Below are 12,982 nucleotides of genomic sequence, written 5' to 3'. Positions count from 1 at the left end.
ATGATCTTGTAGTGCATGACTATATTACTACTTGCTTACAACATATTGCAGAGCAGCCAGATAACCTTGAGCCACTTCTGCCTTGGAACTTTAGCAAAGCTAGGTGTCGTTAGCTATACGCTTACTAAACAGGCAGTAGAAGCAGCTAAAGAAAAGGACTTTGATTTGATACTTATGGATATACAAATGCCTGAAATGGATGGTGTTGAAGCAATGAAAAATATCATTAATTTCAATAAGCATATACCGATAATTGCACTATCCGCAAATGTAATGATTGATGACGTTGCTGATTATTTAAGCCAAGGATTTGATGCACATATAGCAAAACCAATTGATATTGCTACCCTATACGGTGTTCTGAGCTCATTTATAAAGTAAGTACTTGCTTTGTTTGTGCTTTATTGCCAGTTCGGCTTCGGCAAATCAACTTCCGCTCATAGCAAAAAGTAGACATAAGTCATTACAAATTATACTTATTAAAAAAGGCGCTTACCGTTATGGTAAGCGCCCTACTATTTTACTGATTACTTATTTTACGATTTTCATTTCGTCTAATAGGTTTTGTGCGTTATCTACTTTATCCATCACCCACAGCATGTAACGTGAATCAACGTGGATTGAACGATTAAGTGCTGGGTTATAATCCCAATCGCCAATAATACTTTCGTACACACCATCAAACAGTAAGCCTACCAGTTCGGCTTTACCGTTAAGTGTTGGTGAACCTGAGTTACCTCCAGTCGTGTCTACGTTTGATAAAAAGTTAACTGGTACGGTATTCATGCCACCGGTGTAATCACCAAATATTTTAGCCTTGATTTGCTGTTGCAGTTTTTCAGGCGCGTTAAATGGATCAACATCGGTGTTTTTTGCAAGTAGCCCTTCAAGTGATGTAAACGGTGTTGCTATCAAACCGTCTTGCGGTGAATAGCCTCCAACAGTGCCATACGTTACACGTAATGTGCTATTCGCATCTGCATACACAGGTTTATTTTGTGCTTCATTAAACGCTATGATAGCACTCATTAACTGTGGACGCGCCGCTTGTAGTTTACCGGCAAGTGCTTTGTCTTTGTCTTCTTCAGCTTTCATTACGGCAAAGATGGCCTTCGCGTATTGCATAAATGCATCTTGGCTTTGTTCAAGTTCAGCAAATGATTGCGTAGATAACGCGATACGAACGTCTTCATTATCTAGCGTTGAATTAGCATACATTTTTGCTAATAGTGCACTGTGCTTGGTTTTATCAAAGCCATTTTCTAATTCAAAAACTTTATCTACTTCTGCAAAACGCTCTTCTTTAGGTAACGCGGCATACAGCTCTAAAAAATGTAATAAAATGGCTTTATCAACGTTTGCATCAAAACGGCGACTCATGCGCTTTAAACCGGCTTCAAAGCGTGGTAAATCGCGTTCTTGATAGCCAGATTCACGTTCGCTATCAGGTTTTTGTTGCTCATACGCTAAGCGATATAAGCTACGTGCGGTACTGATCATTTGTGAGCGGTGTACATAGCCAAGCATACGATCACGATCATTGTGCTGTTGCGATTGAGCGACTAGCGCCGACAGTTCATTTAACACTTTACCGTATTGTTTTTTACGCTTACGGTCGCTGTTTATCCACGCAGTGAGATCTTGTTCAAATTGCTTTTTACGTTCATACATAGTGCCTTTATTAAAGCTTTCTATCATTGACCCGTAGTTTTTAATATAGTTATTGTAACCCGCAATAGTGCTTTCATAAGCAATACGCGCTTTGCTGCCATCTTCTGAATTCTCTTCAATTAAAGACACATATTTTGAATTATGCTCGCGTGATTTGGGATAGCTGGTATTAAATACATAATCAACTTCAGCAGCAATGCGGTAACGGTTAGTGCGCCCAGGATAGCCTGCTACCATAACAAAGTCGCCATCTTGGACGCCTTTAGCACTGACGCTTAAATATGAGTCAGGCACATAAGGTACATTGTCTTCGCTAAATTCAGCTGGTTTGCCGTCTTTACCTACATATGCACGATAAAATGAAAAGTCGCCGGTATGGCGCGGCCACATCCAGTTATCGATATCGCCACCGTACTTACCTACGCCCATGGCAGGCGCGTATGCTAAGCGTACATCTTTAATTTCTAGTGATTTGATTAAGTAAAACTCTAGACCACCGTGGAATGAATACACATTACAGCGATAATTATCGTCAGCTTCACATGCTGACACTAATGCTTTTTCGTTTTTCTCTAGCGCGTCGTAGCGCGCTTTGGCGCTGAGTTTTTCAGTGCCTTTTATTACTTTTTTGGTCACGTCGGTAACTGTTTCAGTTACATACACTCTAGAGCCGGGTGCCGCTGGTAAGTCTTCAGCCGGTGTTGTTGCTAAAAAACCATTTTCTAAAATATTGTTCTCTGGTGTTGAGTTATATTGAATCGAACCATAAGCACAGTGATGATTGGTAACCACCAGCCCTTTTGGCGATACAAATGATGCGGTACAGCCACCAAGGCTTATCACTGCATTCATTGGGAACTCGGTTAATTTAGAAATCGATTTTGCATCAATTTCTAATCCTTTGGCTTTCAGAATTGATTCTAGATCAGGAAGTTGGTGTGGTTGCCACATGCCTTCATCAGCAAATGTTGAGCCCGATACTACAATAGCAAGTGATGCTATGAGTGGTTTTAAACGCATTTTTTAATCCTTTTTATTGTTTCTATAACAGGTTACGCGTGCAGCCTTAGCAAGGTCAATATTTCTGCGACAAAATAGCCACACTATTGTGTAACAAAATACTGAAAACAAATATTTCATCGAGCTCTGTTAGCAATAAAAACAACACAACAATGCAATCATTTAGTCATTTTCAATCGTTAGGATTTAAATACTATTAGTAATGCACGGCCTAACTATGACTGCTATTTTTTTGATCAACCTCGCTCGCTCAACCGAGCGATTGGCAAACAGCCAGCGACAATTAACCGCACATGGGCTAAGTTTTGAGCGTATAGATGCAATTGATGGCGCCATGCTCACGCAAGCACAAAAAGAAATTAATTACAGTCCTAGCCTCAATACACAAGAATATCACTACCCGCTCAGTGCTGGGCAGATTGGCTGTTATTTGAGCCATCGCAAAGCGTGGCAAACCATTGTCGATAGAAAACTTGATTACGCAATTGTGCTCGAAGATGACTTTATCTTAGATTCAAGTATCGGTAGTGCAATTAAAAATATTGAGCAATTACCGCTTGCTTGGCAACTTATAAAACTCTCAGCTTATCAAAACCGTACTCGCAAAATCGCCTATCAGATACCGTTGCAGTTTGAGCAACGATTAGTGATCCATAAAAAGTTGATGACAGGATGTTGTGCTACTGCAATCAGTTATCAAGGTGCAAAACAATTATTAGCTGCCACTAAAACGTTTGCTCGCCCTGTTGATTGTGATCTACAACATATTTGGGAAACTCAAGTCGCTGGCTATTCATTACTACCGTATCCATTCTCCCAAGATTGTGAGCAGGTAAGTGATATCAAATCGCGTAGTAATGCGCGCGAAAAGAAATCGTTTTTAGCGCGTAAAGGTCAGCAACTCCGTAGTGCGGTAAACAATCACTTTGCAACGGCGGCATTTATTGCCCAAACTAAGCGTGCTTTACCCACTACTCCTAAATGCAAAAAAGGAGCCGCAGCTCCTTTTTACTCATAACCTAGCATCATTAAATAGTATTTATTTTTTAACGAGGTTTGGGTGCTCTACACCCATCCATGCTTTAAATAATGCCATTTGCTGTGCAGTTGCCTGTTTGTCAGCAACTAGCTTTTTATCTTTATCAAAGCTTTGTGCTAGCGTTATTGTGGTGCTTTGCAGTGCATCACGGCGGATAAAATCAATGGTTACTTTATCCCCTGCTTTAAATGTTTCTAAGCTTGATTTTAAATCTTTACCAACATGCTTTTTGTTAATTGCCACAATTTTGTCATCGCTGGTCAAACCCGCTTGCCATGCAGCGCCATCGCGACGCACATGAGTTAAAGTTAATAACTCACCGGTATTTTTTGCCATCGCATCAACACTGGCAACGGCTTTTGCATCTTTTGGACGCTCTAACATTAAGCCTACTTTTTTAAACAGTGCGTCAAAATCAATATCTGCTGGTGCATCAACATTATTTGCCCACCACTGGCTGTAATCGCGGCCCGTTAACTGTTTTAAAATAGTTTTCACGTCAGTTGCAGTAAAGCCATGCGGCATTTTATATTGATTGTAAAGTGCACGATGAATATCACGGTAGCTTTGCTTACCTTGGCTGTTCTCAAGTAAATCAATATCAAGGGCCATCGAAATCAATGAACCTTCTGAGTAAATATTAGTACTGTAGTTACGAGCATGGTCACCACCTTGATTTATCCATTTATCAAAACTGGTTTCGGTGGCGCTTTGTACCTCACGCCCAGGCGATGATAAATGACGGTTGACGGTTTTCGTTAACACGTTTAAAAATTCATCCGTCGTGGCAATCCCTGAGCGCACCATTAAATGATCTTCAAAATAACTGGTTGAACCTTCCGCTATCCATAATAGTTTATCGTAATTAATATGCGTGTAATCGTAAGGAACTAAACCTTCAGGTCTATATGCTTTTACGTTCCAAGTATGGATAAATTCATGTGCTGCGGTGCTAATAAATGCAAGATAGTCTTCACGCGAGCCAAAACGGTCACGCGGACGCTGAATAATCGTTGAGTTTAAATGCTCGGTGGCACCACCTGCCCCTGAGGTTGCATGTACCATAAATACATAACGTTGGTACGGGTAAGCATCCCAAATAATATTGCCTGTTGCTACCAGCTTCTTAAGATCTTCAAGCATTTGCTCAACATCATAGTTGCCCTTGCCCCAGATCACTAATTCATAATCGCGGCCATCTACGGCAAATTTATGGAGTTCATTAATACCCGTTTCAATCGGCGAATCAACTAATACATCGTAATCTGCGGCTTTAAAGCTATGTTTTGAGCCTGCATTATCCATACCCGATACTGAGCGCCATGCTTTCGGTACATCTAGCTTAACCGTCACTGGCTCTTGACGAAATGATTCACTAAACATAAAAAAGCCTGATGCATCTATAAATGCGTGGCTATCATCAATATGGCGCGCACGTTTACCTAACTCATTAGCATACACTTGATAATCAATTTTAACTTCTGTTGGTTTATCTAAATGTACCCGCCATGTACTGGCATCAATTTTTTCCCATTTTAATGCTTTACCATTATCGCCTGTTGCTTCAAAAAAACGCACACCGTTTGCAAGGTTCAAAATTTCGTAACGACCTGTTCGCCAAGCTGGCAACTTTACATCTAAATGTGCTTGTGCCGTTTGTGGAAATTCTACGCTAACGTTGCCTAAATGATGTTCAGGTTGAGTAACAGCAAGTGAATAATTAACATCGGCCCATGCCGAGTGAGATAAAGCGGCTAATACCGATAATGCTAAAAACTTTTTCATAGAGGCTCTTAATTCATATATCAAGTGATTTTATTATGCGTGAGCCTAACAATGATGATAGAAAATGTGAATTAAAAGCGATAAATACACGTGCAGATAGGTTCGATGAATAAAAATCATCAACAAATGCTAAGTTTTTGACTTACTGACTACATTTGTGCAATTTTTGTTGTAAACTTACAACCATGTAAGATTTAATCAATGGCGGTAACTATTAGTGTCACAACAGCTCGAAGTTTTAAATAAAAAACTTAAACAAGCCATTGATACTCGTATGGTAGTTGAACATGCACGTAAGCATCAAGTAGACACATTGACACACTTTGCAGCTAAGTTATCGTTAAGCTGTAAAGGTATGGACATTGAACTTGATAATCGCTTAGCTAAGTTTCGTAGTGCGCTGGCTAAAGGGGTCGATTTTGAATTATTCGCGCCACAGATCGATGAAATTCTTACACTGCTAAAAAATCAAGAAGCACAACAGGCCACACATCAGCGTGAACTTCATAACAGTGTGCTCGATGCTGGCAAGTTACTGCAGAAAACCAAAGGGTTACCAGATGATGCACGCAGAACATTGCGTCATTTACTGGATCATGAACTGAATAATGTGCAATCGACGCGGGATTTCATTCCACTCCTTAATCGTTTAGTGACGATTTATCATCAAGCCTTACAAGTAAAACTGACTATTCCTGAATGCCAGCAAACTGCTGTGCAACCTAATTTAGCAAAAGAGTTACTCAATTTAGCTAATGATTTAGTATTTGAAGATGAAGCTGCAGATCAAGTAAAAACCATCAAAAATAATATCTCTGAAACCGATTCAGTGGATGATTTATTGACCTCTGCAATCGATATTATTCGCATCATTGCCAACAATATCAGTAAAGAGCGTCAATCTGCACAAAGCTTTTTAGTGTCATTGAACCAAACGCTTGAAGAATTACACCACTCAATTGTTTCTACAAGTAAACATTCAGAAGCAATGGGGGCTGAATTTACTGCATTAAATAAGCGCATTGAAGATAAAATTAACAATCTGACAGCACAAACCCAAAATGCTACTTCAATTTCATCATTAAAAGCCTTAGTTGATAACGAATTAAAATCGTTAAGTGAAGACTTAATTGAAAAAGAGCGCCTCGAGCAGCAAGATCGCGATATGTTGCTAAACAGTTTTCAAGAGATCAATCAACGCATTGGCAGCCTTGAAACTAAATTATCTAAATATAAAAAACGCCTGCATGAGCAACGTTTTAAAAGTTTGCTTGATGGCCTTACCAAACTGCCAAACCGAGCCGCATTTGACGAACGCTTTCATCACGAATTTCATTTGTTTGCAGTACAAGAATCCGATGTCACCTTAGTGGTGATTGATGTTGATCACTTTAAGTCTATCAACGATAAATATGGTCACAGCGCGGGTGATAAAACGTTACAAGTGATTGCCAAAGCGCTGCAAATGTCAATTCGTAAATCTGATTTTATAGCCCGCTATGGCGGTGAAGAATTTGTTTTATTAATGCCAGGTATGCCCTTAGAGCATGCCAAAAAACCTCTTGAAAAACTAAGAAAAGCGGTGAAAGGGATTCCGTTTAAGTTCAGAGATAAACAAGTAGAGATAACAGTTTCCGTCGGTGCCACGCAGTTTAAAAAAGGCGATACCCCATTGGGCGCTTTTGACCGCGCCGATGATGCTCTCTACAAAGCAAAAAATACCGGTCGTGATCGCTTGTGTATCAATAAATAACAGCGACCGACCTAGTGCTTTTTATAGCAAGGAGAACGCCTATGTTAATACAGTTAAACCCGACAGGTGTGTTAGATTTACTGTCGCAGCTCGAAGTTGATTTATTAGAGCAATCGTCTACCAGTGAGCGTTATAAGTTATTTAGAAACTGTGCGCTAGCTGTTCTCAATGTTGGCAGTCATACTGACTCCAGCTCAGAGATTTACAATAAATATCAAGATTTTGATATTCGCTTATTAAGCCGTGAGCGAGGCATAAAAATTGAACTACTCAATCCTCCGACTACGGCTTTTGTTGATGGTGAAATAATCACTGGGATCCACGAACATATTTTCTCTGTTATTCGTGATATTTTATTTATTTGTCAAAAATACGAAAAAGATTTAACCGAACAAAAAGCCATTACTCATATGGTCTTTGATATGTTGCGTAATGCCGCAGCGCTTCGCGTTAATAGCGATCCAAGTATGATTGTCTGCTGGGGTGGTCATTCTATTAATGAAAACGAATATAAATACACTAAACAAGTAGGTTATGAGCTTGGTTTACGTGGCTTAAATATTTGTACTGGCTGTGGCCCCGGTGCCATGAAAGGTCCAATGAAAGGTGCAACCATTGGACATGCAAAACAACGCAACACCAATAACCGTTATTTGGGCTTAACAGAGCCAAGTATTATTGCCGCAGAGCCACCAAATCCGATCGTCAATGAACTGGTTATTTTACCAGATATTGAAAAGCGCCTTGAAGCCTTTGTACGCACCGCCCACGCTATAATTATTTTCCCTGGCGGCGCTGGCACTGCTGAAGAGTTATTGTATTTACTAGGCATTTTACTTCACCCTGATAATGCCAAACAGTCGTTACCGGTTATTTTAACTGGGCCGAAAGAAAGTGAAAATTACTTTAGCGAATTATGCCAGTTCATTGAAATGACGTTAGGTAAGGAGGCGCTTGATAAATTTGAAGTTATTATTGATAACCCCGAATTAGTTGGGATCAAACTCAAATCTGCAATGGCAAATGTGCGTGATTACCGCAAGAGTCAGGGCGATGCATATTACTTTAACTGGACGTTAAAAATTGAAAATGAATTTCAGCAACCTTTCGCGCCAACTCATGCCAATATGGCTGGGCTTGATTTACATTTAGACCAAGAAAAACAATTACTAGCCGCTAATTTGCGCCGTGCATTTTCAGGTATTGTTGCAGGGAATGTTAAAGACGAAGGCATACAGGCAATTAAACAACATGGCCGGTTTATCATTAGCGGTGAACCGACTTTAATGAAAGCCATGGACAAACTGCTGCAAGCATTTGTTGAGCAAGGAAGAATGAAGCTCCCAGGCAGTCAATATGTTCCATGTTATGAAGTCAAAGCATAAGGGTTAATGTATTCGTGTCAGGTCAGTTACTTTTAATCGATGCGCTTAATTTAATTAGGCGCATTTATGCAGTTGATAGTAATCAAAACAAAGGCAGTGATGAGCAAATGATAAATACCTGCTGCGCGCGGGTAGCTCACGCTTGTGAAAAACTTATAAAGATCACCCAAGCAACGCATGCTATTGCTGTATTTGATGGTGATAAAAGCTGGCGGTATCATTATTACGCTCAATATAAAAGCAGCCGTGCCCCCATGCCTGAAACTCTGAAAAATTCATTAGATAAATTTAAACAGGCGATTGAGCAAACGGGTATTGTGGTGTTTGCCCCAGTAAATGATGAAGCTGATGATATTATCGCGACATTAGCCGATAAAATGGCGCAAAATCAGTTGTATAGTACAATTATCTCCACTGATAAAGGGTTTTTACCTAGCTTAAATAATTATATTAATGTGTATGATTATTTTAAAAAAGAATATTTAGATCATCACTCTATCGTACAACGTTTTGGTGTTGAGCAAGCTCGATTAATTGATTTTTGGGCAATGGCTGGTGATAAAACGAATGATATTCCGGGTATTAAGGGAATTGGTACTAAAACAGCACAAGAGATTATTAGTAAGCACGCAGATATAACATTGGCGGTAGAGGATGAAACGCTCTCTACAGCAGTTCGTAAAAAGTTAGCGACAGGAATGGCTGACTATATTACCTCTAAACATTTGGTTGGTTTACGTACAGATATTAACTTAGGCTTTAGTTTAAAGCAGTTAAGGCTCAATTAATCGCATTCACGTAGCACTGGATTTGAACTATGCGTATACTAAATTTAAGTCTCAGCGTAAGAGTGCACAATGTTTAAGAAGGTTTTTCGCTATCTCATATTAGGTTTGGGTGTATACGCCTTGATCGCTACTTTGGTCATTACTTTTTATAAAGATGATCCACAGGCGATGATCTGGCAAGACCGAGAAGCGTTCAATAAACGTTATATCGCTAAATTAAGTGTCGAAACACCGACTAACTTAAACACAGTTTTAGAGTATTTAGGCAGTCCTGATCTAACATTCGCGAAACGTGATAAAGAGGAAGTATGGCAAATTATTTTTTACCGTACTCAACATATCAAATCAGATGGGATCACGACTATGGATGAGTGTACTGGTTTACTGTTTAAAAATGGCGAATTGATTTTGTGGGGCCCAAGTGCATTTGATGCATTTGAGCAACGCGGGTAATTAATTACTTATGGATGCACTCTGCGCACAAGATCTTGCCAGCCTATTTGAAAAAACTCACCAAATATTAAGGCGTTATAATAATAAAAGTCAGTGGCCACAAATTTATCCGCTGTTGACACAACTGGCTGAGCAATATTATAAACTCTATGATTCACATCCAAATGCACTACAAGCCCAGCTTACTCTATATGCAGAAACACAAGGTTATACAACCAACTTAGTGGTCAATCAATGTGTCATTGTCGCCGCATTTTGTCGCAGTTTAAGTTACGACAGTAAAATCAGCCAATTGCTTATTTGTGTGTGTTTAACTAACTATTTATGTGTGCAAACACAAACTAATAAGCTGGCCCTGCGCCAACCTCTTACCCAACAAGAAAAAAAGCAATGGCAGTCGCGTCATCAGCTAGCAGTAAAATTACTGCAATCAGCTAACGTTCCCACTGACCATATTGCGTGTATTTTAGCGCGCTTAAATAAGTATAAGCAGGCCTTGCTAAGCACGCCAAAAATCATGATCTATGATGGACCAACGACGTTAGTTGCGTTAGCAAATATTATTGCGATGAACATTACCTATCGTACCCAAAATGATCATATTGATATCTATAAGGCAGTGGCTGATATTTATATCCGTACTCCTAACCTGTTTGCCCAACAAGCATTAAAAGCATTAATCGGTCATTTTGGCCCTTACCTGCCAGGCTCTTTAGTTAATTATAGCGATCAGCAGCTCACTTATATTGGTAAAAACCACCAGCAACGGGATTTATTAATTGCATTGCATGAGCAGCAAAAAACCAAATGGTATAGCGTTAAGGCAAAGCTAGAATCACATTCAAAACAACGCCCAAGTAAAGACAAGCGATTATTGTTTAGCGTATGGTTCAATGAGCACATAGCCCCCCCTGTTGAAATTGTAAACTTTGAAAAACAACAATTACTGATGCTGATAAGCCAAGTTAAAATACAAAAAGAATACTCATACAGTGCCCTTGCTAAATTACTCAACAATCATCCAGCGACAATTGAGTTACTTCGTGAAGCAGTGAAGCCTTATAATAAAGAGCACCTAGCAGGCAAAGATTTACGCCATTGTTTATCAATGGTCGGCTTATACAATGCACCAGCGATCATTCAACGGGTGCTCTTTGAGCAATTAGTAAACTACCAAGCACATCCATTAATGCAACATATACAATTACGCTTACAGGCAATAATAAGTTTATTAAACCAGCTGGTAAGTCGTGATCAACACAACCAGTTCGAGCACCTCGCTTTGCCTATTTATGGTTACGTTAATTATTTGATTGAATACTGTAGCACCACAATTAGCCGTAAGACAGTGTATGAACACTCACCTAAAAGTGATGTAAGTATGCCCTTTGCGTGGCTATTTGGTGTCACGGTTCATGATAGTGGGCATTTATCGGCTTATTTACTTGAATTGCTTGGTGACAATCCATGGACACAAGCGCTCTTAGATGCAGAGCAGCAAAAAAAACAACACTTATCTGCAGAGGCACAATTATGGGTTGCAATAAAACTCGTCGTTATTAAGGTGTATCAACCCAACGTAATACAAAGTAGTTGGCAAACACACACTTTTGAGCAAGTGTTAAAACGCTTAGATTGGCAGTCCAGCGAGGATTTTTATGCACAGCTACCAAGCCTAGGTTTAAGCAATAGCGTATGAATATTTATTAGACATAGTGACTAATTTAGTGCGTTTTCGTGGGTTTTACTGGCAAAAAGTTGAATAAATTGCTATAAAAGCCGCTTGTATTTTCAAACTCATTCACGTAAATAATCTAACAAGTAATCGCTTAATACCAATCGTGTTAAGTTACTAGCCATTTATAGCGACAGATAAATAGAGTGATAACAAGGCATAAATTTCGACATGTAGTTGTTCTACTTGAGAAATTCATAACGCAGTTAGCGCTTTATTTAGCACGCTAGAATGGTTAAATATTTAAGTCGATTGGTATAATAATGCGTCACATTTACGTGCATTTCTAACTCGTAATAGGAAAAGTTCATGGCCAAACAAACCATCACAGTGATCAAAGGCGACGGCATCGGTCCGAGTATTATTGATTCAGCCCTTGAGATCTTAACAGCCGCAGGGTGCGATTTTGATTATGAATTCGTTGATGCAGGTCTTGCAGCCCTAGAAAAGACCGGTGAATTATTACCACAAGATACCATTGATACTATTGCGCGTAATAAAATTACTCTTAAAGGCCCACTAACTACGCCAGTTGGTGAAGGTTTTACTTCAATCAATGTAACATTACGAAAGCAGTTTGGTTTATACGCCAATGTACGCCCAGTAAAGTCATTTGTTGGCACCAAAGCACGTTATGAAGACATTGATATCATCACGGTACGTGAAAATACGCAAGGTATGTATTCAGGTTTAGGCCAAGTGACATCAGAAGATGGCAACGAAGCACAAGCAATGTCTATGATCACCCGTGAAGGTGCTGAAAAAATCGTTACTTTTGCCTACGAACTAGCCGTGCGTGAAGGTCGTAAAAAAGTGACAGCGGTTCACAAAGCTAACATTTTAAAATCAACTTCAGGTTTATTCTTAAAAGTAGCTCGTGAAGTTGCTGAGCGTTATCCTGAAATTGAATCAACTGAAATGATTGTTGATGCAACCTGTATGAAACTGGTAATGAGCCCTGAAGAGTTTGACGTTATCGTTACTACAAACCTGTTTGGTGATATTTTATCTGATCTATGTGCTGGTCTAGTAGGCGGTTTAGGTATGGCACCTGGCGCTAACATCGGTGAAGATGCAGCAATCTTTGAAGCAGTTCATGGCAGCGCACCTGATATTGCTGGTAAAAATTTAGCAAATCCAACCTCTGTTATTTTGGCATCTATTCAAATGTTAGAGCATTTAGAAATGGGCGAAACTGCAGAGCGTATTCGCAGTGCTGTAGCTGACGTAATTAAATCGGGTGATCGTACCACTCGCGATTTAGGTGGCAGTCACGGTACTACTGACTTCACTCAAGCTGTTATCGACCGTTTATAAACCAAATCTAGATTATTAGCATTATAATAAAAGCCA

Annotated in this window: 10 protein-coding genes; 8 read left to right on the top strand and 2 right to left on the bottom strand. The window is 39.6% G+C overall.

Annotated elements, in window-relative coordinates:
- The first annotated feature begins 15 nt into the window (after nt 1-15).
- Entirely contained in the window at nt 16-381 is a 366-nt protein-coding gene (locus tag H5200_RS14405) for a response regulator (protein WP_182761717.1), read from the top strand.
- A gap of 150 nt (nt 382-531) precedes the next feature.
- Here the strand turns inward: H5200_RS14405 and H5200_RS14400 are convergent, their stop codons facing one another.
- Nucleotides 532-2,691, bottom strand: coding sequence for a S46 family peptidase (locus tag H5200_RS14400; RefSeq protein ID WP_182718666.1), 2,160 nt, complete (start codon nt 2,689-2,691; stop codon nt 532-534).
- A 217-nt stretch (nt 2,692-2,908) separates the two neighbouring features.
- Here H5200_RS14400 and H5200_RS14395 point away from each other — a divergent pair, with 217 nt between their 5' ends.
- Complete coding sequence (locus tag H5200_RS14395; RefSeq protein ID WP_182718665.1) at nt 2,909-3,709, top strand: glycosyltransferase family 25 protein; 801 nt, start codon at nt 2,909-2,911, stop codon at nt 3,707-3,709.
- 21 nt (nt 3,710-3,730) lie between these two features.
- Here the strand turns inward: H5200_RS14395 and H5200_RS14390 are convergent, their stop codons facing one another.
- Nucleotides 3,731-5,515 (bottom strand): M61 family metallopeptidase, encoded by a 1,785-nt coding sequence (locus H5200_RS14390; protein ID WP_182718664.1) that lies wholly within the window; start codon nt 5,513-5,515, stop codon nt 3,731-3,733.
- A gap of 217 nt (nt 5,516-5,732) precedes the next feature.
- Between H5200_RS14390 and H5200_RS14385 the strand changes: the two genes are divergently transcribed.
- The 6 genes from H5200_RS14385 (at nt 5,733) to H5200_RS14360 (ending at nt 12,946) form a co-directional block, all read left to right on the top strand.
- Entirely contained in the window at nt 5,733-7,268 is a 1,536-nt protein-coding gene (locus tag H5200_RS14385) for a diguanylate cyclase (RefSeq protein WP_404687826.1), read from the top strand.
- 41 nt (nt 7,269-7,309) lie between these two features.
- Nucleotides 7,310-8,653 carry a nucleotide 5'-monophosphate nucleosidase PpnN gene (gene ppnN / locus H5200_RS14380; RefSeq protein WP_149980187.1) on the top strand — a complete coding sequence of 448 codons (1,344 nt, stop codon included), beginning with the start codon at nt 7,310-7,312 and terminating at the stop codon, nt 8,651-8,653.
- Nucleotides 8,654-8,667: 14 nt separating this feature from the next.
- The gene (gene xni / locus H5200_RS14375) at nt 8,668-9,441 is read left to right on the top strand and encodes a flap endonuclease Xni (RefSeq protein WP_182718663.1); all 774 of its coding nucleotides are present in this window, start codon (nt 8,668-8,670) and stop codon (nt 9,439-9,441) included.
- Between the two features lie 69 nt (nt 9,442-9,510).
- Nucleotides 9,511-9,894, top strand: a complete 384-nt coding sequence (locus H5200_RS14370; RefSeq protein ID WP_149980185.1) for a DUF3192 domain-containing protein — start codon at nt 9,511-9,513, stop codon at nt 9,892-9,894.
- Between the two features lie 10 nt (nt 9,895-9,904).
- Complete coding sequence (locus H5200_RS14365; RefSeq protein ID WP_182718662.1) at nt 9,905-11,593, top strand: hypothetical protein; 1,689 nt, start codon at nt 9,905-9,907, stop codon at nt 11,591-11,593.
- Between the two features lie 345 nt (nt 11,594-11,938).
- Nucleotides 11,939-12,946 (top strand): isocitrate dehydrogenase, encoded by a 1,008-nt coding sequence (locus H5200_RS14360; protein WP_182718661.1) that lies wholly within the window; start codon nt 11,939-11,941, stop codon nt 12,944-12,946.
- Nucleotides 12,947-12,982 lie beyond the last annotated feature (36 nt).

The sequence above is a fragment of the Pseudoalteromonas sp. SG43-7 genome, assembly GCF_014164295.1.
Classification (GTDB): domain Bacteria; phylum Pseudomonadota; class Gammaproteobacteria; order Enterobacterales; family Alteromonadaceae; genus Pseudoalteromonas; species Pseudoalteromonas rhizosphaerae.
The sequence above is the reverse complement of the archived record's forward strand: the minus strand, read 5'-3'. Positions and strand labels throughout refer to the sequence as shown.

Excerpts from the sequence above, each read along its gene's own strand:
- H5200_RS14405 (WP_182761717.1), top strand. The coding sequence starts at position 16 with ATGACTATATTACTACTTGCTTACAACATATTGCAGAGCAGCCAGATA.
- H5200_RS14400 (WP_182718666.1), bottom strand. The coding sequence starts at position 2,691 with ATGCGTTTAAAACCACTCATAGCATCACTTGCTATTGTAGTATCGGGC.
- H5200_RS14395 (WP_182718665.1), top strand. The coding sequence starts at position 2,909 with ATGACTGCTATTTTTTTGATCAACCTCGCTCGCTCAACCGAGCGATTG.
- H5200_RS14390 (WP_182718664.1), bottom strand. The coding sequence starts at position 5,515 with ATGAAAAAGTTTTTAGCATTATCGGTATTAGCCGCTTTATCTCACTCG.
- ppnN (WP_149980187.1), top strand. The coding sequence starts at position 7,310 with ATGTTAATACAGTTAAACCCGACAGGTGTGTTAGATTTACTGTCGCAG.
- H5200_RS14370 (WP_149980185.1), top strand. The coding sequence starts at position 9,511 with ATGTTTAAGAAGGTTTTTCGCTATCTCATATTAGGTTTGGGTGTATAC.
- H5200_RS14365 (WP_182718662.1), top strand. The coding sequence starts at position 9,905 with ATGGATGCACTCTGCGCACAAGATCTTGCCAGCCTATTTGAAAAAACT.
- H5200_RS14360 (WP_182718661.1), top strand. The coding sequence starts at position 11,939 with ATGGCCAAACAAACCATCACAGTGATCAAAGGCGACGGCATCGGTCCG.